This is a genomic window from Idiomarina tyrosinivorans (assembly GCF_003987475.1).
GTDB lineage: Bacteria > Pseudomonadota > Gammaproteobacteria > Enterobacterales > Alteromonadaceae > Idiomarina > Idiomarina tyrosinivorans.
This window is the reverse complement of record NZ_PIQH01000001.1, coordinates 150,179-176,190: the sequence shown is the minus strand read 5'-3', so window position 1 is coordinate 176,190 and position 26,012 is coordinate 150,179. Positions and strand designations below refer to the sequence as shown.

General features: G+C 48.8%; 22 protein-coding genes. 8 read left to right on the top strand and 14 right to left on the bottom strand.

Translation table 11 applies throughout. The features are described from left to right. The first annotated feature begins 2 nt into the window (after positions 1-2). The 4 genes from bioD (at position 3) to CWI84_RS00835 (ending at position 3,986) form a co-directional block, all read left to right on the top strand. On the top strand, positions 3-719 hold the full coding sequence (gene bioD / locus CWI84_RS00850; protein ID WP_126840683.1) for a dethiobiotin synthase: 717 nt from the start codon (positions 3-5) through the stop codon (positions 717-719). A gap of 51 nt (positions 720-770) precedes the next feature. Continuing rightward, positions 771-1,649 (top strand): protease HtpX, encoded by an 879-nt coding sequence (gene htpX, locus CWI84_RS00845; protein ID WP_126840682.1) that lies wholly within the window; start codon positions 771-773, stop codon positions 1,647-1,649. A gap of 91 nt (positions 1,650-1,740) precedes the next feature. Beyond that, positions 1,741-3,099 carry a class II 3-deoxy-7-phosphoheptulonate synthase gene (locus CWI84_RS00840; RefSeq protein ID WP_126840681.1) on the top strand — a complete coding sequence of 453 codons (1,359 nt, stop codon included), beginning with the start codon at positions 1,741-1,743 and terminating at the stop codon, positions 3,097-3,099. Positions 3,100-3,185: 86 nt separating this feature from the next. Continuing rightward, a complete protein-coding gene (locus tag CWI84_RS00835; RefSeq protein WP_126840680.1) occupies positions 3,186-3,986 on the top strand; it encodes a DUF1338 domain-containing protein in 801 nt (266 codons plus the stop codon). A gap of 49 nt (positions 3,987-4,035) precedes the next feature. Here CWI84_RS00835 and ppsR read toward each other — a convergent pair whose 3' ends face one another. Then, on the bottom strand, positions 4,036-4,845 hold the full coding sequence (gene ppsR, locus CWI84_RS00830; RefSeq protein WP_126840902.1) for a posphoenolpyruvate synthetase regulatory kinase/phosphorylase PpsR: 810 nt from the start codon (positions 4,843-4,845) through the stop codon (positions 4,036-4,038). A 138-nt stretch (positions 4,846-4,983) separates the two neighbouring features. Between ppsR and ppsA the strand changes: the two genes are divergently transcribed. Continuing rightward, entirely contained in the window at positions 4,984-7,353 is a 2,370-nt protein-coding gene (gene ppsA, locus CWI84_RS00825; protein ID WP_126840679.1) for a phosphoenolpyruvate synthase, read from the top strand. A gap of 83 nt (positions 7,354-7,436) precedes the next feature. Here ppsA and CWI84_RS00820 read toward each other — a convergent pair whose 3' ends face one another. Beyond that, positions 7,437-9,317, bottom strand: a complete 1,881-nt coding sequence (locus CWI84_RS00820; protein WP_126840678.1) for a CocE/NonD family hydrolase — start codon at positions 9,315-9,317, stop codon at positions 7,437-7,439. A 110-nt stretch (positions 9,318-9,427) separates the two neighbouring features. Between CWI84_RS00820 and ydiJ the strand changes: the two genes are divergently transcribed. Continuing rightward, on the top strand, positions 9,428-12,454 hold the full coding sequence (gene ydiJ / locus CWI84_RS00815) for a D-2-hydroxyglutarate dehydrogenase YdiJ (RefSeq protein ID WP_126840677.1): 3,027 nt from the start codon (positions 9,428-9,430) through the stop codon (positions 12,452-12,454). A 3-nt stretch (positions 12,455-12,457) separates the two neighbouring features. On the opposite strand, the gene CWI84_RS00810 is transcribed toward ydiJ, so the two are convergent. The 6 genes from CWI84_RS00810 to CWI84_RS00785 all read right to left on the bottom strand — a co-directional run bounded on the left by CWI84_RS00810 (position 12,458) and on the right by CWI84_RS00785 (position 18,599). Continuing rightward, the gene (locus CWI84_RS00810; RefSeq protein WP_126840676.1) at positions 12,458-13,498 is read right to left on the bottom strand and encodes a Glu/Leu/Phe/Val dehydrogenase dimerization domain-containing protein; all 1,041 of its coding nucleotides are present in this window, start codon (positions 13,496-13,498) and stop codon (positions 12,458-12,460) included. Between the two features lie 118 nt (positions 13,499-13,616). After that, positions 13,617-14,792: a cupin domain-containing protein gene (locus tag CWI84_RS00805; RefSeq protein WP_126840675.1), complete on the bottom strand. Its 1,176-nt coding sequence runs from the start codon at positions 14,790-14,792 to the stop codon at positions 13,617-13,619. Next, the gene (gene purB / locus CWI84_RS00800; RefSeq protein ID WP_126840901.1) at positions 14,792-16,162 is read right to left on the bottom strand and encodes an adenylosuccinate lyase; all 1,371 of its coding nucleotides are present in this window, start codon (positions 16,160-16,162) and stop codon (positions 14,792-14,794) included. The genes CWI84_RS00805 and purB overlap by 1 nt, the downstream gene beginning before the upstream one ends. Before the next feature lie 12 nt (positions 16,163-16,174). After that, positions 16,175-16,795 carry a high frequency lysogenization protein HflD gene (hflD, locus tag CWI84_RS00795; protein WP_126840674.1) on the bottom strand — a complete coding sequence of 207 codons (621 nt, stop codon included), beginning with the start codon at positions 16,793-16,795 and terminating at the stop codon, positions 16,175-16,177. Next, the gene (gene mnmA, locus CWI84_RS00790) at positions 16,792-17,907 is read right to left on the bottom strand and encodes a tRNA 2-thiouridine(34) synthase MnmA (RefSeq protein ID WP_126840673.1); all 1,116 of its coding nucleotides are present in this window, start codon (positions 17,905-17,907) and stop codon (positions 16,792-16,794) included. Before mnmA ends, hflD begins: the two co-directional genes overlap by 4 nt. Positions 17,908-17,999: 92 nt before the next feature. Next, positions 18,000-18,599: a pseudouridine synthase gene (locus CWI84_RS00785; protein WP_126840672.1), complete on the bottom strand. Its 600-nt coding sequence runs from the start codon at positions 18,597-18,599 to the stop codon at positions 18,000-18,002. 95 nt (positions 18,600-18,694) lie between these two features. On the opposite strand from CWI84_RS00785, the gene CWI84_RS00780 reads away from it, so the two are divergent. Together CWI84_RS00780 and CWI84_RS00775 are read left to right on the top strand one after the other, a co-directional pair. Beyond that, the gene (locus CWI84_RS00780; RefSeq protein WP_126840671.1) at positions 18,695-19,462 is read left to right on the top strand and encodes a DUF2189 domain-containing protein; all 768 of its coding nucleotides are present in this window, start codon (positions 18,695-18,697) and stop codon (positions 19,460-19,462) included. A gap of 5 nt (positions 19,463-19,467) precedes the next feature. Then, on the top strand, positions 19,468-20,289 hold the full coding sequence (locus tag CWI84_RS00775; RefSeq protein WP_241968692.1) for a glucosaminidase domain-containing protein: 822 nt from the start codon (positions 19,468-19,470) through the stop codon (positions 20,287-20,289). Here the strand turns inward: CWI84_RS00775 and ttcA are convergent. The 6 genes from ttcA to CWI84_RS00745 form a co-directional block, all read right to left on the bottom strand. Further along, complete coding sequence (ttcA, locus tag CWI84_RS00770) at positions 20,273-21,199, bottom strand: tRNA 2-thiocytidine(32) synthetase TtcA (protein WP_126840670.1); 927 nt, start codon at positions 21,197-21,199, stop codon at positions 20,273-20,275. The genes CWI84_RS00775 and ttcA overlap by 17 nt on opposite strands. A 72-nt stretch (positions 21,200-21,271) precedes the next feature. Next, complete coding sequence (gene uspE / locus CWI84_RS00765) at positions 21,272-22,201, bottom strand: universal stress protein UspE (protein WP_126840669.1); 930 nt, start codon at positions 22,199-22,201, stop codon at positions 21,272-21,274. A gap of 64 nt (positions 22,202-22,265) precedes the next feature. Further along, positions 22,266-22,904 (bottom strand): sulfite exporter TauE/SafE family protein, encoded by a 639-nt coding sequence (locus CWI84_RS00760; RefSeq protein ID WP_241968691.1) that lies wholly within the window; start codon positions 22,902-22,904, stop codon positions 22,266-22,268. Beyond that, entirely contained in the window at positions 22,905-23,105 is a 201-nt protein-coding gene (gene ccoS, locus CWI84_RS00755; RefSeq protein ID WP_126840668.1) for a cbb3-type cytochrome oxidase assembly protein CcoS, read from the bottom strand. After that, a complete protein-coding gene (locus tag CWI84_RS00750; protein ID WP_126840667.1) occupies positions 23,102-25,495 on the bottom strand; it encodes a heavy metal translocating P-type ATPase in 2,394 nt (797 codons plus the stop codon). The genes ccoS and CWI84_RS00750 overlap by 4 nt, the downstream gene beginning before the upstream one ends. Beyond that, positions 25,485-25,982, bottom strand: coding sequence for a FixH family protein (locus tag CWI84_RS00745; protein ID WP_126840666.1), 498 nt, complete (start codon positions 25,980-25,982; stop codon positions 25,485-25,487). The genes CWI84_RS00750 and CWI84_RS00745 overlap by 11 nt, the downstream gene beginning before the upstream one ends. Between the last annotated feature and the right edge of the window lie 30 nt (positions 25,983-26,012).

The window sequence follows — 26,012 nt, the reverse complement described above, 5'->3', positions numbered from 1 at the left end:
TCATGGCCGAATTACTTTTTGTAACCGGAACAGATACCGATGCCGGGAAAACGGTAGCCGCCGTAGCGCTACTCAATGCACTAAACGCGTCGGGACTGCGCACCTTGGCGATGAAGCCTTTGGCAACCGGCTGTGAAAACATCGATGGCCAATGGCAAAACAGTGATGCGCGCTATTTACGCGCACATTGCAGTGAAGCAATGGATTATACAGCGGTAAATCCCTGGGCATTTGTCCCTGCGATTGCGCCACATATTGCTGCCGAAGAAGCGCAAATCACTATCAGTAATGCCGAAGTCCTTGAACAGTTTCAGCGTCTGCGACAACAGTCTACGGCTGACGTCGCGTTAATTGAGGGTGCCGGAGGTTGGCGCTTACCGCTCAGTCATAGCCAACAACAGCCAGTACGCTACCTTTCTGAGGTGGTTGCCGCCGCGAAAGCAAAAGTCATACTGGTTGTCGGGTTGAAACTTGGTTGCCTTAACCATGCTAAATTAACCGAGCTCGCCATCGCCGCCGATGGCGCTGAGTGCATTGGCTGGATTGGGGTGCAAACGACACCCAACCCAATGCCGTATCAAGCGGAAAATATTGCGACGCTAAAACGCAGCTTAGCGTCACCAAACATCGGTTTATTGGACTTTAACGAGGCTTGGACAAGTATGGAGTTCAGCCGTGCAATCGATGTAAAAAAAGTTAGACAAGCGCTATTGAAATAGGGCTAAAATAGCGCCATATCCAGTTATTATCAGTTGTTAGGAGTGTAATCCATGAAACGGATACTGCTGTTTGTGGCAACCAACCTCGCAGTATTGTTGGTACTTAGCGTGGTTTATTCGGTGTTAAGCCGTTGGTTCGGCTTTTCTGTGCAAAACACCGGTGGTTTATTGTTTTTCTGTGCCATTTTTGGCTTTGGCGGCGCCTTAATTTCTTTGTTGATGTCGCGTTGGATGGCGCTGCGTTCGGTCGGTGGACAAGTGATTGAACGCCCTCGCGATGCTCGCGAAAGCTGGTTGCTGAACACCGTTGCTCGGCAAACCAAAAAGGCTGGCATTCCGATGCCACAAGTGGCTATTTATCGGTCTCCAGAGCCCAATGCGTTTGCCACTGGGGCAAGTAAGTCGTCATCGTTAGTTGCGGTGAGCACCGGATTACTTGAGCAGATGACGGAAGATGAGGTAGAGGCGGTTCTCGCCCACGAAATTTCACACATCGCTAACGGCGATATGGTGACCCTAACCTTGATTCAAGGCGTATTGAATACCTTTGTGATGTTTTTTGCGCGGGTTATTGCTGGCGCTATTAATAATGCGACGCGTAGCAACGATAGCCAGCAAGGTCTTGGTACCTTTGCCTACTTCGGTATTGTGATGGCGTTGGAGCTGGTGTTCGGCATTTTAGCGAGTCTGATCGTTATGTGGTTCTCGCGTTATCGAGAATTCCGCGCAGACGCTGGAGCGGCACATTTAGAAAGCCCAGCAAAAATGATTGCCGCATTGCAACGCCTACAACGGGCTCAAGAATCGCGGTTAGACGGCACCATGTTGGCGTTTGGCATTAATGGCAAGCGTTCCAGCTTGGCCCAATGGTTTAGTAGTCATCCGCCTTTAGCCGCACGTATTGCTGCATTACAGCAACATCGTTATTAAGTAAGTCCCGAAAGGTCTAGGATAGGCGTTGCGAAGCGCGCCTATCCTCGCTACATTCGAGCTTCGAAATATGTGATTGGATCAATGTGTTATGACGCAATGGAGTTCGCGTAGCTGGCGCGATAAAGCAATTCAACAACAGCCACAATATCCCGATGCCGAGCATTTACGTGCCGTTGAGCAACAGTTGGCACAGTTCCCACCGTTAGTTTTTGCGGAAGAAACTCGGGCACTACAACGCCACCTTAGCGCGGTCTCACAAGGTCAAGGGTTTCTGTTACAAGGCGGTGATTGTGCTGAGTCGTTTCAAGACTTTAACGCACCAAAAATTCGCGATACCTTCAAAGTGATTTTGCAAATGGCGATTGTGTTGACCTTCGCCGGATCCTGCCCAATAACCAAAGTGGCACGGATGGCTGGGCAATACGCTAAACCGCGCTCGAGCGATGAAGAAACCATCGATGGTGTGTCGTTGCCGAGTTATCGTGGCGACATCATCAATCAAGCGGATTTTACTGCTGCGGCTCGGCAACCTGACCCGCAGCGCATGATCCAAGCTTATCACCACTCTGCAGCAACGTTAAATTTGCTCCGAGCCTTCGCACAGGGCGGGTTAGCAAACCTGCATAAAGTTCATAAGTGGAATATGAGCTTTATCCAGGCTAATCCGATGAAAGAGCGCTACTTGCAAATTGCTGAAGAAATTCAGTCGGCATTGAAGTTTATGGAAGTATTGGGGATAAACAGTGAAACCAATGCAACCATTCACGAAACCGAATTGTTTACCTCGCATGAGGCGTTGCTATTACCCTATGAACAAGCATTAACTCGCACCGATACTTTAACCGGTCTACCTTACGACTGTTCCGCGCACATGGTGTGGATTGGTGAAAGAACGCGGCAATTAGACCATGCCCACGTTGAGTTTATGCGGGGTATTCATAACCCAATAGGGGTAAAAATTGGGCCAACAACCACGGAGCAGGAATTACTGCAGTTAATTAACGCATTGAACCCGGAAAACATTAGTGGTCGATTAACCCTGATTACCCGCATGGGTGCAGATAAATTAGCGGAAAACCTACCGAAATTGGTACGTACGGTAAAACGCGAAGGCCGCCACGTAGTGTGGTCAAGCGATCCGATGCACGGCAATACGGTAAAAGCCGATAACGGCCTAAAAACGCGTTCATTTGACAACATTAATCGAGAACTCAGCCAATTCTTTGCAGTGCATGAAGCGGAAGGGACTTACCCGGGAGGCGTTCACCTAGAAATGACCGGGGAGGATGTCACCGAGTGTACCGGTGGCGCCTATTGCATCAGTGAAAAAGATCTTGAGCAACGTTACCGCACCCAGTGCGATCCGCGTTTGAACGCTGACCAAGTGTTAGAGCTGGCATTTTTGGTTGCCGAATCATTAAAAAAAGCGCGTGCTGGAAAGGGTTAGGAACTAGAGCAACAGCATAGTTTAGGTTACACTAACGGATGTCTATACAACTACAGTCGACATCGTTAAAGGAGTTATAGGTCATCATGTCAAATAAGGTCGAAGTGTTATTCGAACAGCTTTGGAACGATTACATCCAACACACACCGTCGGCACAGAAAGTTCACGACTTGCTCGGTGAAGGTCATGAGATTATCAATGACCACGTCGCTTTTCGTACCTTTAATTCGGCGCCAGTAGGCTTGGAAAAACTGGCTCAGCACTTTTTAGCGTTGGGCTACAAAGAGGGTGGTGATTACCACTTTGAAGCCAAAAAACTGCGCGCAAAGCATTACGAACACGACGATCCGTCATACCCAAAAGTGTTCATTAGTGAGCTGTTGGTTGAAGAGTTTTCGCCACAATTGCAAGCCCTGGTTCAGCGTATGGTTGATGCGGTGCCTGCAGATCTGGTTGAGAAACCAGAGTTCTTGTATTCGGGTACGCATTGGCAGGTAACCTACGAAGAATACCTAGCATTACTGGACGAGAGCGAATATGCGGGTTGGATGTCTGCGTTCGGTTTCCGTGCTAATCATTTCACGGTCAGCGTTAATTACCTCCCGGGCTACGAAACCCTAGAACAGGTAAATCAGAAGCTGAAAGACGCCGGCTTCCGGTTAAACACCTCTGGTGGCGAAATTAAAGGTTCAGCGGACGTCTATTTAGAACAGTCGTCAACGATGGCGGACCGTGTGGTCGTCTCATTCGCGGATAAAAAAGCGGAAATCCCTAGCTGCTTCTATGAATTTGCGAAACGCTACGAAATTGCCCCAAGTAAACTGTACACGGGCTTCGTTGCAGCATCTGCTGATAAGATTTTCGAGAGTACCAACGCTAAAGGCTAAACCGATAGCATTGGTTGAATACTGGTAAGATGGGGAAAAGGCATCGCTGTTAGTAGCGGTGCCTTTTTAAATTGGTCTCAGCCAAAATTTTTGCGGCAATTTCTTCCACCGAAAAGCGTGTCGAATCGATAAACGGCACAGCCTCTCGGCGATACAATTTTTCCACCTCAGCAAGTTCGAAACGGCACTGCTGCAGTGATGCGTAGCGGCTACCTTCGCGCCGTTTCGAACGAATCTCATGCAGCCGATCGGGCTCAAGAGTCAAGCCAAAAAGCTTATGACGGTGCGGCTTCAGCGCGGCAGGCAATCGCAAGCTCTCGAAATCATCATCGTCAGTAATCGGATAATTCGCCGCTTTAATACCGTACTGTAATGCCAGATAAAGGCTGGTTGGGGTTTTCCCTGTGCGCGACACACCAATAAGAATAATATCGGCCTCACTCAGTTTATTGAGCTTTTTGCCGTCATCATGGTCAAGCGTGTAATTTATCGCATCAATACGGAAACTGTAATCTTGATGAATGCCGTGAGTTCGGTGCGTTTTGGGCTGCGCCTCAACCCCTAACTCGGCGGCAAGTGGCCCGACAAATTTATCCAGAAAATCGTAACTCACGCCGCCGCAAGAAGTGATCTTTTGCTTCAGCTCGGTGTTCACGAAGGTATGAAAAATCAGCGGAGCTTCGCCGTCTTCGGCTTGCGCTTGTTGGATCAGGCGACATACCCGTTGCGCCTTTTCTTCGCTGTCGATAAAGGGCAGGGTTTTATGTTCAACAGCGATAGGAAACATCGACAATAACGCGTGGCCAAAGGCCTCCGCGGTGAGTGCAGTACCATCTGAGATATAAAAAGCCGTTCGCACAGGCATAAACTCCATGAATAACATGAATAAGCGTGTGCAGATATTAACTAATTGGGCGCTAAAGTGTAAAATGCCTAGGCAAATTCATCAGAGACTCACGCAAACGTCTCTAAAAAGCGCAATATCGAGGAACCCATCGTGCAAGATTACGTACTCTGGTATGAACACTTAGGCATGCAAGACGTTGGACGAGTTGGCGGTAAAAACGCCTCACTCGGCGAAATGATCAGCAACTTATCTGGCGCAGGCGTTGAAGTGCCCGGAGGTTTTGCGACTACCGCAGATGCATTTAATGAGTTTCTAGAGCAAAGCGGCATTAACGATAAAATTTATGCGTTACTTGACGATCTCGACGTTGATGACGTCACTGCACTGGCAGCGGCGGGTAAAAAAATCCGCCAATGGATTATCGAAACCCCATTTCAAGACAATTTGGCCAACGCTATTGAAGCGTCATATCAGACGTTGAGCGGTGGTAACGATGAATTAAGTTTTGCAGTACGTAGCTCGGCGACCGCCGAGGATATGCCTGATGCATCATTTGCAGGGCAACAAGAAACCTTTTTAAACGTGAAAGGTTTAGCCGCCATTAAAGAAGCGATTAAGCACGTTTTTGCATCGCTGTTCAATGATCGCGCCATTTCATACCGCGTGCACCAAGGTTACGACCACCGCGGCGTGGCATTGTCCGCCGGCGTTCAACGGATGGTGCGTAGCGATAAAGCAGCATCCGGCGTTATGTTCACCATTGATACCGAGTCAGGCTTTGACCAAGTGGTATTTATCACCTCATCTTTCGGCTTAGGTGAAATGGTGGTGCAGGGCGCGGTAAACCCTGATGAGTTTTACGTCCATAAACCCACGCTAGCGGCCGGAAAACCGGCTGTATTACGCCGTAATTTGGGCAGTAAAAAAATCGAAATGGTCTACTCAGACGATAGTAGCCATGGCAAGCAGGTTAAAATTGAAGATGTCGAAAGCGCGCGTAGCGATAGCTTCTCTATCACTGACGACGAAGTCGAAGCATTAGCCAAACAAGCGGTTATTATTGAACAGCATTACGGCCGCCCGATGGACATTGAGTGGGCCAAAGACGGAATTGACGGCAAGCTATATATCGTTCAGGCGCGTCCTGAAACCGTGCGTTCGAATGAGAGCGGCCAAGCAATGGAGCGCTTCAACCTGAAGCAGCGCAGCGAAATCATTACCGAAGGCCGCGCAATCGGTCAGCGCATTGGTAAGGGAACAGCGCGTGTACTCAACGACATCAGCGAAATGGATAAGGTGCAGCCGGGTGATGTTTTAGTCACCGATATGACCGACCCTGATTGGGAGCCGATCATGAAACGTGCCGCGGCCATCGTTACCAACCGCGGCGGGCGTACCTGTCACGCTGCCATTATTGCTCGCGAACTCGGCATCCCTGCAGTTGTGGGTTGTGGTAATGCTACCGACAGTATCGCTAACGGCCGTGACATCACCGTATCTTGTGCTGAAGGTGATACTGGTTATATTTACGATGGCCAGTTGGACTTCGATGTCACCGAGTCAGCCATCGACGAAATGCCGGAGTTACCCCTGAAAATCATGATGAACGTGGGTAACCCTGACCGCGCCTTTGATTTCGCGCGATTGCCGCACGCAGGTATTGGTTTGGCACGTTTAGAGTTCATTATTAACCGTATGATCGGCGTCCACCCGAAAGCGCTGCTGAATTTTGACCAACAAACTGATGAACTAAAAACTACCATCGGTAAGATGATGGCAGGCTATAGCAGCCCGCGTGAATACTATGTCGCGCGGTTAGCCGAGGGTATTTCCACCTTAGGCGCAGCGTTCTGCCCAGAGCGTGTTATCGTGCGGATGTCTGACTTCAAATCGAATGAGTACGCCAACTTGATTGGCGGTAATCAATACGAACCAGACGAAGAAAACCCGATGCTAGGTTTCCGCGGTGCATCACGCTATATCTCGGAAGAGTTCCGTGACTGCTTCGCATTAGAGTGTGAAGCCATTAAACGCGTGCGTAACGACATGGGCTTAACCAACGTCGAAATCATGATCCCATTTGTCCGTACCTTAGAGGAAGGGCGCAAGGTTATCGAACTGTTGGAAGAGCAAGGCTTACGCCAAGGCGAAAATGGCCTACGGGTAATTATGATGTGCGAATTGCCATCGAACGCTCTGTTAGCCGACCAATTCTTGGATATTTTCGACGGTTTCTCCATTGGTTCCAACGATTTAACTCAGCTCACGCTAGGCTTAGACCGGGACTCTGGTGTCATTGCTCACTTATTTGATGAGCGTAATGAAGCGGTTAAAGCATTATTGTCGATGGCCATTCAGGCAGCCAAGCAACGCGGTAAATACGTCGGTATTTGTGGCCAAGGCCCCTCAGACCATGCCGACTTTGCTGCGTGGTTGGTAGATCAAGGCATTGACTCAGTATCACTGAATCCAGACACGGTACTAGAAACTTGGCTATACCTCGCTGAACAAATGAAGTAAACCTTGTTGAGCAAGTATAGAAAAGGCCAGCAAATTGCTGGCCTTTTTTTGTTTTAGGCTTCTGGGTTAACGCCCAAACAGGGTTATGGACGTTGTTGGCCCGGTAGCTCCGGTACAATAATCCGGCTTTGATGGTCACCTGAAACGAACACTTTGTGAGTCGCTTTGACAAAGTCTTCCGGCTTCGCCGCAAAAATATTGTCCACATACGTTTGTGGGTTACGGTCGATAAACGGGAAGAAACTGCTCTGCACCTGAACCATCAGACGGTGACCTTTTTGGAAGGTATGCAGAATATCATTCAATACCAATTTCACCTGCGTTGGTTTGTTCGGGGTGAAGGGTTTCGGATCGCTAAAGCTGTCACGGAAGCGACCACGAATGACACCCCAGCGCACCAATGTTTGTTGATCGCCGTCCGGATTAATAGATTGCGATTGTTCGTCAAAGCCTGGTTCAACATCAATAACTTTGACAACCCAGTCAGCCGCAGTGCGGTTGGTTGCAACCCAAAGGTCAGCAGTAATTTCGCCAGCAACGGTTAAGTCTTGTTCCATCGGTTTAGACTCAAACACCAGCACATCAGGACGTGAGGCAGCAAAACGTTGATCTTCGCCCATGTAGTTCTTCGCCCAGCCAGTTAATACCTCTTTGGTATAAGGCACAGGTTTGTTCGGATCGCTAACAAACTCAATCGGTTGTTGATCGGCGCTGCTCGGTTGTTGATCTAAACCTTCACCTTGATGCAGATACCAAGTGGTATCACGCACATTTTTTGGTGGCCATGTCGAGAATTGACGCCAGCGGTCAGCACCGGTTTCAAACACGGTGGCCTCGGCAATTTTTGGCTCCGGTGCACCTTTTAAATAGTGTAAGAAAAACGGTAGTTCAATGTTATTTTGGAACCATTTGCTAGTGCTAAATCCGAATGTTGCATCACCCACGTGAGTGCCATCGGTGCGATGCCAACCACCATGTGTCCAAGGCCCCATAACAATACGCACGTTACCGTCGTCTTCCGCTTTTTGCATGGCTTGGTAGGTTTTCAACGGACCGTAGAGATCTTCGGTATCGAACCAACCACCGACGATCAACACTTGCGTATCAATGTCTTCAATTTGCGATAAGACATTGCGTGACTGCCAATACTCATCGTAATTCGGGTGTTCTGTGAGATCGTTCCAAAATGGGCGGGTGCGATGAAAATATTTGTCATTCACCGTGCTTAACGGGCCGAGTTCTTTATAGAACCGATAGCCGTCCGGTGTCTTCAATTGCACGCCCTGTGGCCAATTGGTATAGAGCTCATCGCGGGGCTGATCAAAGAAGTCAAAGAATTTGAATGCCATTGGCAACACAAATGCGCCGTTGCGATGGAAATCATCAAAAAACCAGTTAGCAATTGGCGCCTGTGGCGATACGGCTTTCAAAGCTGGATGCCCTGAAAGCACACCCACTGTTGAATAGTAACCCGGATACGAAGTTCCCAGCATTCCCACTTTACCGTTATTGTAGGGAAGGTTATTCACCAACCACTCAATGGTATCGTAGGTATCGGTGGCATCATCTACGGCATCTCCGCCTCGCTCTTCAGCATCTTGCGGGCGCATATTGACGAATTGACCTTCCGACATAAACTTGCCGCGCACGTCTTGGAAGACAAAAATAAAGCCTTCTTTTTCGAATGCTTCGGTCGGACCAATCTGAGTTTTATATTTCCCCGCACCATACGGCGCAACACGGTATGGCGTGCGTTGCATCAAAATAGGGTATTTGCGGCTGTGGTCATAGGGAATGTATACCGAGGTGAAAAGCGTTTTGCCATCACGCATTGGAACACGATACTCATACTTGGCATAGTGAGAGCGGATATACTCTGCGCGTGCATCACCAGAGTCGTCGGCCCATGCCGTTTGGCAGCTCAGTATTACGATGGCTGAAAGCCAACAGAATATTCTTTTCATGCCATTTCCTTGTTGTTGTTTTTACTAAGAGTTTTCAGACAAAGACTGCCGAATCGTGGTTATCTGCGTTATACTCTAAGGCATTAATCAGCAACCTTTACCAAGGTGTTATGAGCCAGTTACCTCGCATCGCCGTTGAGCAAACCCAACAAGCGCTTTATCAAGAATTCCTGACTGAATTACACCATAGCGGATTTTCAGGGGAAATCGAAAGTGCTTACGGTAAACGGCTGATTGCTGCGACTGATAACAGTGTCTATCAACAATTACCACAAGCCATTGTTTACCCGACAAATGCTGAGGATGTCAGCAAAGTTGGGGCGTTGCTTGCAGAATCTCGCTTTGAGACCATTAAAACGTCACCTCGTGGTGGCGGCACAGGAACTAATGGTCAATCGTTGACCAGCGGTATCGTGGTTGATCTGAGTCGCCACATGAATCGCGTCTTAGAAATTAACGTAGAAGAGGGCTGGGTTCGGGTTGAAGCGGGATTGGTTAAGGACCAGCTTAACGACGCGTTGCGCCCGCACGGTTTCTTTTTCTCGCCTGACCTTTCTACCAGTAACCGCGCAACGCTTGGCGGCATGATCAATACCGATGCCTCTGGCCAGGGCTCGCTGGTTTATGGCAAAACCAGCGATCATGTGTTGGGGTTAACCACGGTTACGGTCGGCGGTGACGTATTGGAGACCGCGCCAGTCAGCTTGCAACAGGCGCAACAACACGCACAACAAACGACTAAACTCGGACGGATCTATCAACAGGTGCTAGCGAGTTGTGTTGAACACCGCCAGGCCATCGAAGCTAAGTTTCCGCCACTGAACCGTTTTCTCACTGGCTATGACTTGGCTCATGCGTACGATCCAGCGCAACAAAGCATTGATGTTTCACGGTTGATTACCGGTTCCGAGGGCACTCTAGGATTCGTTGTCGAGGCAAAACTGAATATTACGCCAATTCCTAATCAACGCGTTTTGGTTAACGTTAAGTACCTCGACTTTCAAGCAGCACTGCGGCACGCACCTTTTTTGGTTAAGGCAAACGCGACCTCGGTAGAAACCATCGATAGCAATGTATTAAACCTAGCAAAACAGGACATTATTTGGCATTCCGTTGAGCCACACCTAAGCGAAGTCGATGGTCAAACCATGAACGGTATTAACATGGTGGAGTTTACCGGTGTTGATAAGGCAGAAATTGATGCAAAAGTGAATGCCTTAACGGCTGAACTGGATAAACAAGCCAAGACCCAACAACAAGGGGTGATCGGGTATCAAATTTGTGCTGACCTTGAGAGCATTCAAACCATTTACGCAATGCGTAAAAAGGCGGTCGGCCTATTAGGAGCAACCAAAGGTCGGCGCAAACCAGTGGCGTTTGCCGAAGACACGGCGGTTCCGCCAGAGCAGTTGGCCGATTATATTCTCGAATTCCGGCAACTATTAGACGACCAGCAACTGCATTACGGTATGTTTGGTCATGTCGATGCTGGCGTATTACACGTGCGCCCGGCACTTGACCTTACCGAGCCAGAAGATGAAAAACTGTTGCGCACTATTAGCGACCAAGTTGCCGCATTAACGCAAAAATACGGTGGCCTGATGTGGGGTGAGCATGGCAAAGGCTATCGCTCAGAATACGCGGAAAATTTCTTCGGTGAACAGCTATTCACTGAACTGCGAAAAATCAAAGCGGTGTTTGACCCAAACAACCAGGTTAACCCTGGCAAAATTTGTACGCCGCTGAATTCCGCAGAAACGCTAGTATCGGTGGACGACACCAAGCGTGGCTATTACGACCGACAAATTCCCATTCAATTGCGCGATGACTACAGCAATGCAATGAGCTGTAACGGCAATGGTTTGTGCTTTAATTACGATCCTCGTTCACCGATGTGCCCATCATATCGGGTGAGCGGCGACCGACGTTTCTCGCCAAAGGGGCGGGCGACACTGATGCGCGAATGGCTGCGGTTAACCAACGCTAATGGTTATGATGCGAGTGGTTGGCCACTCCAAAACAGCAAGACTGCAGTAACCGCACCAGACAAGGGCGATGACGACTTTAACCACGAGGTTAAAGAAGCCATGGATACCTGTTTAGCATGTAAAGCGTGTACCAACCAATGTCCGGTAAATGTTGATGTACCGACTTTCAGAGCAAAGTTTTTAGCGCATTATCACAGCCGCTATAAGCGTCCGCTAAAAGACTTTTTAGTGAAGTCGGTAGAGCAGACCGCGCCGCTGATGGCAAAATTTCCCAAATTAAGTAATGCGTTAACCCACAATCCGTTGAGCAAAGCCGTTATGCGCCATGTATTCGGCTATGTCGACGCGCCAAAACTGTCGGTGCCTAATTTGCAACAGCGTTGGCAACGCCGTGGTTTCGCTGAACTCGATGTTGAGGCCATTGAACAATTAGGGACCGAAGAGCACGGACGATTGGTGGTTGTGGTGCAAGACCCATTCACCAGTTTCTACGAAGCAGAAGTTGTAGAGAGCTTTGCTGTGCTTGCCAATAAGCTCGGCTTTACGCCGGTGCTATTGCCGTTCAAAGGCAATGGCAAGGCGCAACATGTGAAAGGCTTTTTACACGAGTTTAAAGAAACTGCCGAACGAGTCGCTAAGTCGTTACGGCGCATCCACCAACTGGGTGTTGCAATGGTCGGTGTCGATGCTTCTACAGTGCTCTGCTATCGCGATGAATATCGCCAAGTGCTGAGTGCTGAACAAGCGAACTTCCATGTTGCCACTGTTGATGAATGGTTAAACGATGCAGTAAAAGGGCGCGAACCTGAAACCGCATTTCATCGTCAATATCAATTACTCTCACACTGCACTGAACAGAGTTTGACGCCGGGTAGCAGCAAACAATGGCAAACCATTTTCGCAGCTTTTGGCTTATCGTTAACGGTGGTTAAGACTGGGTGTTGCGGTATGGCGGGAACCTATGGGCATGAGCAACAAAACCAAACCAACAGCCATGCGTTGTTTGCTATGAGTTGGCAGCAACCGATTGATCAATATGGCGCTTCAGGGGTGGTAGCAACAGGGTTTTCGTGCCGTTCACAAGTCAAGCGGATAGAAAAAAAGCGGGTGAAACACCCGCTTGAAATCTTAGCTGAAACAGCGCGTTAGCAATTAACGCGCTTTCGCATTAGCAATAATTTCGCGCGCCATTTCGTCGGCGATTTCGCCAGTCGGGCGATTTTCATCGTTAGCACGCTGGAACAAACGATCAAGCGTATCGTAAATACCGTTAACACGCTTCTCAGTTTCTTCTAACGTCATGTTAGCTGCTTCGTGGCATACGTGAATGACACCACCAGCATTGATTACGTAATCCGGTGCGTACAAAATGCCCATGTCTTTAACGATCTTATCGTGTTTTGGGGTAGCCAACTGGTTGTTCGCACTACCGGCAATGATTTTTGCTTTCAAAACTTTTAACGTATCGTCGTTAACTGTTGCACCCAGCGCACATGGCGCATAGATATCCGCTTCAACAGCGTAGATCTCTTCCAAACCAACAACTTCAGCACCTAATTCTTTCGCCGCTTTAGCCGTTGCTTCTTCATTAATGTCGGTGACAATCAGTTTCGCACCATCTTTGGCAAGATACTCGGCCAAACCGTAACCCACGGCACCTAAGCCTTGAATTGCGACCTTCACACCAGACAGGTCTTCGCTACCCAAGCGGTGCTTAGCCGCTGCTTTAACACCCAAATAAGTGCCTAGAGCCGTATGCGGAGAAGGGTCACCCGCTTTACCTTCAGTACCAGCGACGAAGGTGGTCTCTTTTGCCACTTGCTCGATGTCACTGGTACGGATGTTAACGTCTTCAGCAGTAATATATCGACCACTTAATGAATTGATAAAACGCCCATAAGCGCGGAACAGTTGTTCACTTTTAATGGTTTTTGCATCACCGATGATCACGGCCTTACCGCCGCCTAATGGCAATCCTGCCATAGCGCTTTTATAGGTCATGCCGCGTGATAAACGTAACACGTCAGTTAATGCTTCAGCCGATGAGGCGTAGTTCCATAGGCGAGTACCACCTAAGCTTGGGCCTAAGGTGGTATCGTGAATGGCAATAATTGCTTTTAAGCCAGTTTCTTTATCGTGGCAAAATACCACTTGTTCATGCTGATCAAACTCAGGATGCTCGAATAGTGACATGAATCACAAGTCCTCGTTCAGTCTAAAATTGCGCGCACATTACCACTATAGCGGGGCGTGCGCTACTCCAAATAAACAGATAATTTGACGATTCAAACAGGTGTTTAGCAACTAGCCTTTACACGCCTTCAGTTGAATCCGCCTCATCGATCAATAAATGCAAAACACCGTCATTCAATAGCGCTGACAGCAACCCTAAACAGTCGTCATCTTTGCAAAGCTGCTGTAGCTCACTCAGTGCGATCCCGTCTGTCAACGCCCCCAATTGTTGCGCTAGCGGCGAGGTTCCGGTCGTTAACGGATAGCATTGACCAGCGGCATATATTTTGCCGTCTGCCGCGGCAAGTACTCTTGCACCCGGCGTCTTACAAAGTTGTCCGGGGCGCTTAATCAGTTCGGCCAGCAGCGGCTCGGTAACCAACATTTCTGGCTCAGCTAACGGGCGCTTCGATTGAGACAGTGCGCGCAATAAAAGTGCATCGGTTTGGTCGCTATCAATCGCCTGATGGAGCAGTTGTTTAAAGCTCTGTAACGCCGTTGCTGACACCTGCCAAGGTTGACCCGCAAAACTCTCAGGCCCATCATCGCTATAACGCGTTTGCCAGTTATCATGCTCCAACGCAGCATCGACCAACTGCGCCAATAACTCTGCTTGGTTAGGCGCTCGAAAGCCCACAGAGTAGGCAAGTGATGGCGTAATAGCGATACCTTCATGGGGGCAACCGGCAGGGATATAAAGAATATCACCTGCCTCTAAGGTTTCATCGATGACGGCATCAAACGGCTCGGCAAGTTGCAGTAAATCGGTGGTTGTTTGTTGCTGCGCTAAAGCTTGCGCTGCACTGCTGGGTTTGTTGCCTACGCGCCAACGACGACTGCCTTCGCCTTGAATAATAAACACATCGTACTGATCTAAATGCGGACCGACACCGCCATTGGGGCAGGCAAAGCTTACCATCACATCATCTAAACGCCAGTCCGGGATAAAACGGAATGCGCTCAACAATGCTTGGACATCGGGGAACCACTCGTTAACCGCTTGCACCAACAACGTCCAATCGCTGTCGCCGAATGCCTCGTAATCGGTAAATGGGCCGTGCGTGACTCGCCATCCGGATGCGGTATCTGCGGCAGATTCAACAATTCGTGAATCCACGCCATCTTCACACGCTAAACCCGCCAATAATTCTGCTGCGATCGGATCCGCAAAATCCGCAAACCCGCGGCGAAATAGCGCCGGCTTACGTTGCCAATATTCCGCAAGGAAGTTTTGACTGTCGACGTTAAGCTGCATTAGTTCAGATCGTCAACGAACTGTGTCGCTCGGCCCAAGTAATTTTCTGGGGTGAGGGCCTTCATTTCAGCCTTCGCTGCTTCGGGCACATCCAATGCTTCGATAAAGGCGATTAAATCGTCTTGACTGATACGTTTGCCGCGGGTCAGCTCTTTCAATTTTTCATAAGGCTTTTCAACACCGTAGCGACGCATGACGGTTTGCACAGGTTCCGCTAATAGCTCCCAATTCTGGTTTAGTTCGCGGCGCAAGTTTTCTTCATTAACTTCTAATTTACTCAACCCTTTTACTGTGGCCTGATAGGCGATAGCGGCGTGGGCGAAGCCGACACCTAGGTTACGCAATACGGTTGAATCGGTAAGGTCGCGCTGCCAACGAGATATAGGTAGCTTCTGCGCCAAATGCTGCATTACCGCGTTAGCGATGCCTAAATTACCCTCAGAGTTCTCGAAATCAATTGGATTGACTTTATGCGGCATAGTCGATGAACCCACTTCGCCCTCAATGGTGCGTTGTTTAAAGTGGTTAAGGGCAATATAGCCCCACACATCTCGGTCGAAATCGATCAAAATAGTATTAAAACGACTCACTGCATCAAACAACTCGGCGATGTAGTCATGCGGTTCAATTTGTGTCGTGTAGGGGTTCCACGTTAATCCCAGATCGCTAACGAAGCGCTCAGACAATTGGTGCCAGTCGACATTCGGATAAGCCGCAAGGTGGGCATTATAGTTACCCACGGCGCCGTTAATTTTGCCTAGCAATTCAACCTGTTTAACTTGGGCTAATTGCCGTTCTAAGCGCACCGCCACGTTGGCAAACTCTTTACCCATAGTGCTTGGAGTCGCCGGTTGACCATGCGTCCGCGACATCATCGGTATCGCGCGGAAGTCTTTTGCCATAGCCTTAATTTGCTCGAGCAATTCGGACATCATTGGCACGATCACATGGTCGCGCGCGGCTTTCAGCATCAAGCCATGTGACAAATTATTGATATCTTCAGAGGTACAGGCAAAGTGAATGAACTCGCTCACTGCGGCAAGTTCAGGAGTATCGGCAACCTTTTCCTTGAGTAAGTACTCGACGGCTTTAACGTCGTGGTTGGTGGTTTTCTCGATGTCTTTTACGCGTTCAGCATCTGCCACGGAGAAATTATCAACAATGGCATTTAATGCCGCATGCGTTTCTGCACTAAAGGCCGGAACTTCATGAATACCTTCACAAGCGGACAATGCCTGGAGCCAGCGCACTTCGACTTCTACGCGAAAACGAATAAGGCCGTATTCACTGAAAATAGGACGCAAGGCATCAACTTTACTTCCATAACGCCCGTCAACCGGGGAAATAGCCGTTAAAGCACTTAATGGCAACATGTTGTTCTCCTACAAACGACGTAATAGCTGTTGCGCCGCGGCCGCCATGGCCCGGCGTGAAAAAATGAAATGCCGACGCTTACCACCAACTTGCAGCCATAGAATGGCGCTGCGCACACCGGCAAGTAGTAGGGCGCGAATATGATGTTGATTAGCGGGCTTAGAGAGAAAATCAGGATGGCCATTAATATGCATCGGTTTGGCCAGTGGACTAATAAGGTCTTTGTATATGCTGGCTAAATTTTCCAACACACGGTGTTCGGCAAAATCGAACATTTCTCGTTGCCGTTGCACTTGTTCGATTCGCTGACCAAGCGCCTGCAATTGCTGCGGCTTCTTCGACAAGCGGCGAGCAAGATAAAGCATACCGACGATATAACGGGTGAGTTCGACATCCTTCTGACGGGCGGCACCGATTTGGTCGAGTAGGGTGCGCAGTCCCGGTAATAGTTGTGGAATACTGCCGTAAACGTCGACGGTAGAGCTAGGATTGGTGATAAACACACTATTAATCAGTGTGTGACTCGCCGCTGCGGGTTCAACCTCGCCAGTGCGAGCGATGCGCTGCACACAGGTCGCGGCTTGTGCCACACCGGCTAACGCTAGGACCCTATCATCCCAGTCATTCATAACTTAACCTCAAAATCGGTCAGGCGCGCCTCAATAATGCCGCCCCCGAGACACACACTGTCGAGATAGAACACCGCTGATTGTCCGGGCGTCACGGCCGCAACCGGCTCATCAAATTCAACCCGCAGTTGACCATCCGCTGCGGCTACCACCTGGCATGGAATGTCGGCTTGGCGATAGCGTGTTTTTACGCTGCAACGCAACGGCAATTTGGGCGTTTGGCGGTTAACCCAATGCAATTGGCCGACCTGCATGCCGTAGGAATACAAGCGAGGGTGATTTTTTCCTTGCGCGACAATCAACACGTTGCGTTCTACATCTTTATCGACCACGTACCAAGGTTCACCGCTGGCATCGGCCATGCCACCAATGTGTAAGCCTTTGCGTTGCCCAATGGTGTGGTACATTAAGCCTTCATGCTGACCCAAAGCTTCGCCATCAACCGATTCAATGGCACCGGGCTGGGCAGGCAAATATTGCTGTAAAAAGTCTTTGAATTTGCGTTCACCGATAAAACAAATGCCGGTTGAGTCTTTTTTCGCTGCGGTGACCAACCCTAGTTCGTCGGCAATTTTGCGCACTTCAGGTTTTTCCAATTCACCGACCGGGAATAACGTTTGCGCGATATGTTCGTGGCTTAAGGTGTAAAGGAAGTAGCTTTGATCTTTATTGCTATCAATCCCGCGCAGCAATTGCCATTGGCTCCCGTCATAAGCACGCCGGACATAGTGACCGGTAGCAATAAAATCGGCTCCCAAGGCTTCAGCTGCAAAGGCTAAGAATGCTTTAAACTTGATTTCCTTATTACACATAATGTCGGGGTTTGGTGTTCGCCCAGCACGATATTCGTCTAAAAAGTGCTCAAACACGTTATCCCAGTACTCTGCCGCAAAGTTGACCGTATGCAGCGGAATTTCAAGCTTCTCACAAACAGCCTCGGCATCGGCAAGATCTTCGGCCGCTGCACAATATTCATCGTCGTCATCTTCTTCCCAGTTTTTCATAAACAGGCCTTCAACCTGATAGCCCTGCTGTTTTAACAGGTAGGCTGAAACTGAGGAGTCTACGCCGCCGGACATGCCGACAATGACTTTTTGCGGTTGTTCAGACATATTGCTTATGGTGTCCAATCGGTTGTAGGTGATGGCAGAAAATTTGTGCCGCGAATTCTACCACGGCGGGGGCTAAAAAGGTAGCCACGGGGCTACCATACTGGTGGCTCTTCACGCCACTCTCCCGGTTGTAAGCTGGCCAATTTAAACGGTCCTATCGCCGCTCGAATAAGGCGTAAAGTGGGTAAGCCGACGGCCGCAGTCATACGCCTAACCTGGCGGTTTTTACCTTCGCGGATTCGAATACACAGCCAACTATCTGGCACCGTTTTCCGCTCGCGTACTGGCGGGTTGCGGGGCCACAGATTTGCCGGTTCAGGCATCACAAAGGCTTCCGCAGGTCGGGTCATACCATCGTTTAATTCAACACCATCACAAAGTTGCTGCAGTTGCTCTGCGGTGGGTGTTCCTTCAACCTGAACCCAGTAGGTCTTCCAAACCTTATATTTGGGATCGGCCAAGCGCGCCTGATACACACCGTCGTTAGTCAACAACAATAACCCTTCGCTATCCTTATCCAAGCGACCTGCAGGGTAGACGTCGTTGTGGGGAACGAAGGCTTTTAAGGTGCTATCGCCTGCTTCGCCAGAAAACTGTGACAGGGTGCCATAAGGTTTATTCAATAAGACCAATTTCGGATTGGCTGGGCGTGGGCGTGACTTGCGCGGTTGCTTGCGCTGATTCGGCTTCATAACGAAACATCCTGTAAGATAATTTGTAAAACAAACTGGGCGCAGCTTTGCTATGCTGTGCGCAATTTTACCATAACTGACGAGGCAAAGTAGGGATGTCAGAGCAACAAAAAGTGATTGGTGGCGACTTAGCACGCGCACTGAAAGGTGACTTTCAGTTATCCCTCGGCGATACCATCAAACAGGGATTTGCGGTAACCCAAAAGCATTGGGCACCGTTATGTTTAGCCTTTATCGGTCTAATCGCGATCAATATTTTGGTGTTTTTGGTGATCACCAGCAATTTTGTAAGTTTGGAACAGATTCAGCAATCGGCGCAAACCCAATTGCTAATGAACTTGTTGCAAACGGCTATTAGCGCACCGTTTTTAGGCGGTATCGCATTAATGGGCATTCGCCACAGTATCGGCCTGGGTAGCAAGGCAACCGATATGTTCGACGGCTTTTCACAGCTACTACCGCTGGTTAGCGTGAGCCTACTGAGTAGTGCTATTGCTGTTGTCGTAAATCAACTGGCGCTGCTGTTCCATCCGGCGTTAACCATTCTTAGTTCGTTGTATATCACCTCTTGCTTTATGCTTGCGGTACCGCTTGTTGCGGAACGAAAAATGGGGCCATTGAGCGCGCTTTATGCCTCGTTTGTGATTGCACATAAGGCGCTACCACAATTCGTGTTGATCACGCTGTGTTTGGGCGTGTTGCTGATTGTTGCTGCGCTACCATTATTTTTGGGCCTGATCTGGATGCTACCAATGACGTATAATGTGATTGGTGTACTATACCGCGATGTCGTGGGCGTTCAGGTGACGACTGACGATAGTGCGCAACCAACGAACAGAAACGAAGATAACTGGAGTGCATAGAGTTTATGCAGAAAGCATCGAAAACATCGTATTTTATGGGTGCCGTTATTGTTATCGCGACGGTGTTAGCCTTATTAACACCGTGGTTATTGCGGCAGCCTGAACCTGAGGTGAGCTCAAGCTTACCCCCTGTTCCTGATGTCGAAATCCATACCGAAGTGCCGGATTTTACCAACTATCAGGACGTGAAAAAGAAAAAGGCAGCGTTTTTCGAATTTTTACTGCCCGCTGTGCACGCAGAAAACCTCCGCATTCTCCATCAACGTGAACGCTTGTTGAATCTCTATCAGCGCTGGCAACAGGGCGAGACGTTAAGCAATGACGATCAACAGTGGCTGCAAAAAATGGCCGAAGTTTATGAGCTCTCGGATGAAACGATCAACGATGACCTGTTTACGCTGTTGCGGCGGCGCATCGATATCATTCCGGAAATGTTAGTGCTGGTGCAGGCCGCCAATGAATCTGGCTGGGGAACCTCACGCTTTGCCACCGAGGGTTTAAACTTTTTTGGCCAATGGTGTTACAAAAAAGGGTGTGGACTGATTCCGTCTTCGCGCGACGATGACGGCCGCCATGAGGTAGCAAAATTCGATTCGGTCAACGCCTCAATTCGCAGCTACATGCGTAATATCAACTCGCACCCAGCATACTTGGAGTTGCGCCTAATTCGCGAAGAACAGCGGTTAGATGGGGAGCCTGTCACGGCGGTCAAATTGATCGAGGGCTTGCATAGCTATTCAGAAAAAGGGCAGCATTACATCGACATATTGGATGATATGATTCGCGTAAACCGCCCAATTGTGAAAGAAATTAACGCAGCTCCTTAATCGCAATACGTTGGACGGCGTTATCTTCGTCGTCCAACGCATTGTCATTGGCGGAAAAATTTTCACTAAAGCTTGGCGGATCGAAAGCGGTATCGCCTTCAAAGCCCTCTCGAGTCTGGTCTACACCAGCAAAATCAAATAACTCACCATCTGCCAAATGGGACGGTACAACGTTCTGCATTGCAGTAAACAGACTTTCAATACGACCGGGGAATTGCTTATCCCATTGATTCAGCATTTGCTTAACCGCTTGGCGCTGCAAGTTCTCTTGCGAGCCACATAAATTGCATGGAATGATAGGAAACTCCATGGTCCGTGAGTACTTTTCAATGTCCTTTTCGCGCACGAAAGCTAACGGCCGAATAACGATATGTTGTTTGTCGTCGGTGACCAATTTAGGCGGCATAGACTTTAATTTGCCGCCATGGAACATATTCAAGAATAGCGTTTCCAGCATGTCATCACGGTGATGACCCAAAGCGATTTTGGTCGCTTTCAACTCAGTCGCGGTGCGATAGAGAATGCCACGACGGAGTCGAGAGCAGAGCGAGCAGGTAGTTTTTCCTTCGGGGATTTTTTCTTTCACAATACTGTAGGTATCTTCCTCTACAATCTTGTACTCAACCCCTTGAGCGTCAAGGTACTGAGGAAGAATATGCTCAGGGAATCCCGGCTGCTTTTGGTCTAAATTTACCGCAACAATATCAAACCGAATAGGTGCAACGCGCTGCAAGTAGCGCAGAATATCGAGCAGGGTATAACTATCTTTTCCGCCAGATAGGCAAACCATAACGCGATCGCCATCTTCGATCATGTTATACGTTTGAATGGCTTTCCCCGTCTCACGACGGAGACGCTTCTGAAGCTTATTGAAATTATGGCTGCTACGCTGACTAGCCGCTTGAGTCATACGACAAACTCTCTTTCTGTGTGCAAAAACGGCGCAATTATAACGTAGCACGGGTGACGGCGCGAATTTTATCTAGCCACCTACTTGTGAACTAAAACCGTCGGGTTTCACTGCTAGCACATCACAATTTAATTGGTCGATAACGTGCTCAGCCGTGTTACCCAACAGCGCAGCCTTGAAGCCAGTTCTACCAATGGTTCCGAGGATCACTAATTCGGCGTCTAAATCTTTTGCTTGCTGTGGAATAACTTGTTCCGGTAACCCTTGAATAACGTGCTGTTGTGCCGGCGCTAACGCGTAATTTTTAGCCAGTTCCGCCAGCCGTTGTTTATGTTGCTTTAATAATGTTTCGGTGTATTGAGTGACGTCGTATTCAGGAATCTCAACCGCAATATTCATCGGCGCTCCGGGGCAGGCATTCACTGCATGAACCTCTGCATCGAGATAGCTCCCTACCAATTTTGCATAGTCCATGATTTTACGGTTTAACGAGATGTGCGCATCGTCCTCGGAGCCGGCGTTGACGGCGCTGATGATCTTGCCGTGCTCAGGCCAGGCATGCTCCTTGACCAGCAATACAGGGCAGGGAGCTTTACGAATCAAATGCCAATCGGTGGGAGTAAACAATAGATTCTGCCAAATAGAATGCTGGTGTGTGCCCTTAACAATCAAGTCAGCGCCATGCTTTTGTGCCGTTTCGATGATCGCTTCAAAAGGGCGGTTGTGCCATACCACCACTGACTCTACTTTCATTCCTTCCGCCACTTCTTGTGACAGCAGGTCATCAATCCACACCCGCCGATCGTGGATCAGCGTCGACCGCATAAGCTCACGCTCTTCGGCAGACAACATGGTTGTCATCTCATAGGAAAAATCGTAGATGGAGAGAAAAACGGTGACTTTTGTCTGTTTAAAACTGGCTAGATGCAACGCGCGACGTAGCGCTTTGTGCTGTTCGTCGGCGGGATCGAGCACCACCAAGATATGCGCAAAATCTTCCATATCGACCTCAAGCTTAACGACAATAAATGCTCCTTAAACCATAGCCGATATTTACTAAAAATGCCTAGTGCATCAATAACATTGCCCAGGTCCAAAGGCCATAAACGATCAGCAGGGTGCCCATGAGTAAACGAAAGCCTTTGGTTGCCAATACCGCGCGCAAGGCATGGCTAAAATGGCTGGCGAAAAGCATGGCTGGTAAGGTACCGATACCGAAAAATAGCATCGTTAGGGCGCCATTGATGGCGTTGCCACTGATAGCAGCCCAAGTGAGCGCACTGTAAACCAAACCACAGGGTAGCCAGCCCCAAAATGCACCCGCTAGATAACTCATAAATAGACCGTCATGGCGACGAATACGCTGTGCGAGTGGTTGAATCCTGCGCCACAATGGCAACGCTATGCGCTCGATAACCACCAAGCCGCGCCAGATATTGGTAATGTATAAACCGAGTGCAATCAAAAATGCACCTGCAACCCAGCGTAATACCATGTGGGTAAGTCCCATGCGCAAGCCTAACCCGTCTACTACCGCCGCCACAATCGCGCCCAATAACATGTACGAACTCAAGCGCCCGAGATGATAGAGGTAGATACGACTGCGCTTATTCTGCATACCAATCGCGGCAGCCAAACCACCGCACATAGCAAAACAGTGGCCTGCGCCCGCCAATCCCATGAGCAACGCCGTTGTTAAATCCATTTAGCGTTCCTGTTTGGTTGAGCGGTTCTCCTGATGTTGATGCCCGTTGGTAGTAGACCGTTCATCATCGTCCATCAGAATGTCATGACCATGGCGCTCGAGGTCATCAAACTGTTTCCCTCGCACTGCCCAAAAAAACACGTAAACCGCGATAACGCCCAATACCATGGCAATAGGAATTAGTAAGTAAAATACACTCATAATTTATATAACCTTAAAGCATTTACAATAACCAACAAAGAGCTTAGTGACATCCCGATAGCTGCAGCCCAAGGCGCCACCATGCCCATCATCGCAAGCGGTAAAATCGCCAGATTGTATCCTGTGGCCCATATAAAGTTTTGCTGCATAATACTGCGCGCTTTGCGCACACTCGAGAGAATATCTAAAATGGCGCTTAATCGGCCTTTTAACACCAACGTATCGGCGGCGTTCCTTGCTAAATCAGAGGCTTCTGCAAAGGTAATAGAAGCATCGGCTTGAGCAAGTACAGGACCATCATTCAAACCATCCCCAACCATCCACACACACTGACCCTGCTGCTGTTGCAATGCCAACCATTGTAATTTTTCTTGTGGTAGACAGTTAGCAAAGACCTCGGTTATCCCCAATTCTTTTGCTGTGCGTTCTGCTGCTGACTGCTGATCACCTGTTAACATTACACAGCGAATACCTTGGCGCTGTAATTCTTTTATCGTTGATGCCGCATCTTTACGTGGCGTATCCGCGAGTTGAAGTTCTGTTAACACCTCTGAGGAAGTGGCTAACACCACTTGCGTTTCAATTGTCGGTTGCCAATGAGGATGCCATTGCTTAATCCAATCAGGACGACCTAAGCGATAGGTGACGCCATTAATTGTACCAGCAACGCCTGCACCCGGATGATTCTCGCGGTCAACCACCTGTAACTGCTGATCGCTGAGGCTGTGCAAGAAACGTCCAATAGGGTGCTCGGACTGCGCCTCAAGGTTCGCAATAATTGCATTATTATTAACTTCGTCGGCAAAATCGTTGCGATCAGTGATGCGGAATTCACCTCTAGTTAGCGTGCCCGTTTTGTCAAAGACAATCGTCGTCAACTTTGCGGCCGTATCAATAAGCCCCATTTTTTTTACTAACACACCTAATCGATTTAACCGGTGGATAACGCCAGTAACGGCAGTCGGTGCAGCTAATGACAGGGCGCAAGGGCAAGTAGCCACTAATACTGACAGTGTTACCCATAGTGCGTGATCGGGCTGTATCCACCACCAAATAAGGTAGGTTACACCTGCCAACAAAAGTAATGCTAAGACAAAATATTGCGCAACCTTATCAACCGTCTTTTGCCCCTTCGGTTTATCCGCTAACGCCATGTCTTGCAGCGCCACAAGCCCGGCTAAAACGGTGTTCTGTTGGGTTGCGGTAACTTTTACGCGAATCGGTTGCTGCTGGTTAATGCTGCCTGCAATCACATCATCACCCTCTAGCTTCAATCGCGCTTGGCTCTCTCCCGTCAGCAGGCTTTCATCAAATGCGCCAGTTTTGGATAAGAGAACGCCGTCAGCCGCCAACGTCGCGCCAGGGGTCACATAAATAATATCACCGGGTTGCAGTTGCCGAACCGCCACGCTCTCGGTACCTCCATCCGCTAATTCACGGGTGGCTAATTCGGGTACCACAGTCATTCTATTCGACGCAGCTTGTGTGGCTTTGTCTTTCGCCAGTACTTCCAAATATCGTCCGGCGAGCAGGAAAAAGGTGAACATTGATATTGATTCAAAATACACTTCACCGTGTCTTGAAAAAGCCGCATAGGCGCTTGCTATATAAGCACCAAGAAGGGCTATCGACACAGGTACATCCATATTAGCGCGACCAGCTTGCAAGCTACGTAAAGCGCTCCAATAGAATGGCGTTGCACTATATAAAATAACGGGAGTCGCGAAGAGTAAACTAATGAACCATAAAAACGAACGAGCAGTGGAATCTAGATCTGAAACAACGCCAAAATACAAGCCGACGGCCCCCATCATTACTTGCATTGATGCAATGCCTGCCACGCCTAAACGCTTGATTAGCGACAACTTTTGTTGTTTCAGCCTTTGTTCCTGTTGATCAGGCCTAAAAGGGAATGCCCGATAGCCTATTTTAAGCAAGGCATTCAGTATTGCGCTAAGCGATGCCTGCTGTTTATCCCAGCGCACGGTTATACGACGATGGCTTACATTTACCACCACGTCTTTAACCCCAGGTAAGCTGCCTAATTGACGCTCAATTAACCACGCGCAGGCAGCGCAGGTTATATCATCAACGGACAACGCGATTTGCTGAACAGCGCCTTGTTGAGAAACAAAATCGTGTTGCAACTGTGGATGATCGTAAAGGCTGAAATCCGTTAAACCCTCGGGTATCAACGGTGTATTGAAAAGGGCATCATCATCACGGTACTGATAAAAATTATCCATACCGCTGCCAATAATAGTTTCTGCTACCGCTTGGCAACCATAGCAACAAACAGGTTTATCTTCGCCGTGGTAGGCAACCGACAATTGCACATTATGAGGAATCGGTTGCCGACAATGAAAGCAGCGCTCCGCATCAGACCCCATAGAGCTTAGGTTCCAGCGCCGTTTCGTCGGTTTTTGGTAACATAAATTGCTCACTGACTTTCCAGCTCTCATCGAATGGCTCGATGGTTATAGTCCATTTACCACTGATATCTTTTGGAATGTCAGTGCGGTAAATACCGTCGGCATTCACCGGAACCAGTCGTTGGAAGTCTTTTGTAGCAATGGTGGCATGATAAAAACTGACTTTAATTGCTGTTAATTCTTTCGGCTGACCACCGGTGTAACGCACAACGAATTGACCATCGTGGGCAGTAAATCCAAAGGTAATGCCAAGTTCACGCGCCTTTTTCACTCTGTGGACGACGGCGTTAATTGCTTTACCACGTTTATAGTAGTCATCGACTACCATATTGAAGCCGCCCAAATAGTTTGAAATGAAGATAATTGTCGTGCACACCACAATAACAATGAAAGGCACGCCAATTAGAAACCATGGCCAGAACTGCTTATACCAAGGTTTCTCCATAATACTTTCTCCTTTAATAACAAAAAGCCC

Coding starts and splice junctions, on each gene's coding strand:
- bioD (WP_126840683.1), top strand. CDS start 3: ATGGCCGAATTACTTTTTGTAACCGGAACAGATACCGATGCCGGGAAA.
- htpX (WP_126840682.1), top strand. CDS start 771: ATGAAACGGATACTGCTGTTTGTGGCAACCAACCTCGCAGTATTGTTG.
- CWI84_RS00840 (WP_126840681.1), top strand. CDS start 1,741: ATGACGCAATGGAGTTCGCGTAGCTGGCGCGATAAAGCAATTCAACAA.
- CWI84_RS00835 (WP_126840680.1), top strand. CDS start 3,186: ATGTCAAATAAGGTCGAAGTGTTATTCGAACAGCTTTGGAACGATTAC.
- CWI84_RS00820 (WP_126840678.1), bottom strand. CDS start 9,317: ATGAAAAGAATATTCTGTTGGCTTTCAGCCATCGTAATACTGAGCTGC.
- ydiJ (WP_126840677.1), top strand. CDS start 9,428: ATGAGCCAGTTACCTCGCATCGCCGTTGAGCAAACCCAACAAGCGCTT.
- CWI84_RS00810 (WP_126840676.1), bottom strand. CDS start 13,498: ATGTCACTATTCGAGCATCCTGAGTTTGATCAGCATGAACAAGTGGTA.
- CWI84_RS00805 (WP_126840675.1), bottom strand. CDS start 14,792: ATGCAGCTTAACGTCGACAGTCAAAACTTCCTTGCGGAATATTGGCAA.
- hflD (WP_126840674.1), bottom strand. CDS start 16,795: ATGAATGACTGGGATGATAGGGTCCTAGCGTTAGCCGGTGTGGCACAA.
- mnmA (WP_126840673.1), bottom strand. CDS start 17,907: ATGTCTGAACAACCGCAAAAAGTCATTGTCGGCATGTCCGGCGGCGTA.
- CWI84_RS00785 (WP_126840672.1), bottom strand. CDS start 18,599: ATGAAGCCGAATCAGCGCAAGCAACCGCGCAAGTCACGCCCACGCCCA.
- CWI84_RS00780 (WP_126840671.1), top strand. CDS start 18,695: ATGTCAGAGCAACAAAAAGTGATTGGTGGCGACTTAGCACGCGCACTG.
- CWI84_RS00775 (WP_241968692.1), top strand. CDS start 19,468: ATGCAGAAAGCATCGAAAACATCGTATTTTATGGGTGCCGTTATTGTT.
- ttcA (WP_126840670.1), bottom strand. CDS start 21,199: ATGACTCAAGCGGCTAGTCAGCGTAGCAGCCATAATTTCAATAAGCTT.
- uspE (WP_126840669.1), bottom strand. CDS start 22,201: ATGGAAGATTTTGCGCATATCTTGGTGGTGCTCGATCCCGCCGACGAA.
- CWI84_RS00760 (WP_241968691.1), bottom strand. CDS start 22,904: ATGGATTTAACAACGGCGTTGCTCATGGGATTGGCGGGCGCAGGCCAC.
- ccoS (WP_126840668.1), bottom strand. CDS start 23,105: ATGAGTGTATTTTACTTACTAATTCCTATTGCCATGGTATTGGGCGTT.
- CWI84_RS00750 (WP_126840667.1), bottom strand. CDS start 25,495: ATGGGGTCTGATGCGGAGCGCTGCTTTCATTGTCGGCAACCGATTCCT.
- CWI84_RS00745 (WP_126840666.1), bottom strand. CDS start 25,982: ATGGAGAAACCTTGGTATAAGCAGTTCTGGCCATGGTTTCTAATTGGC.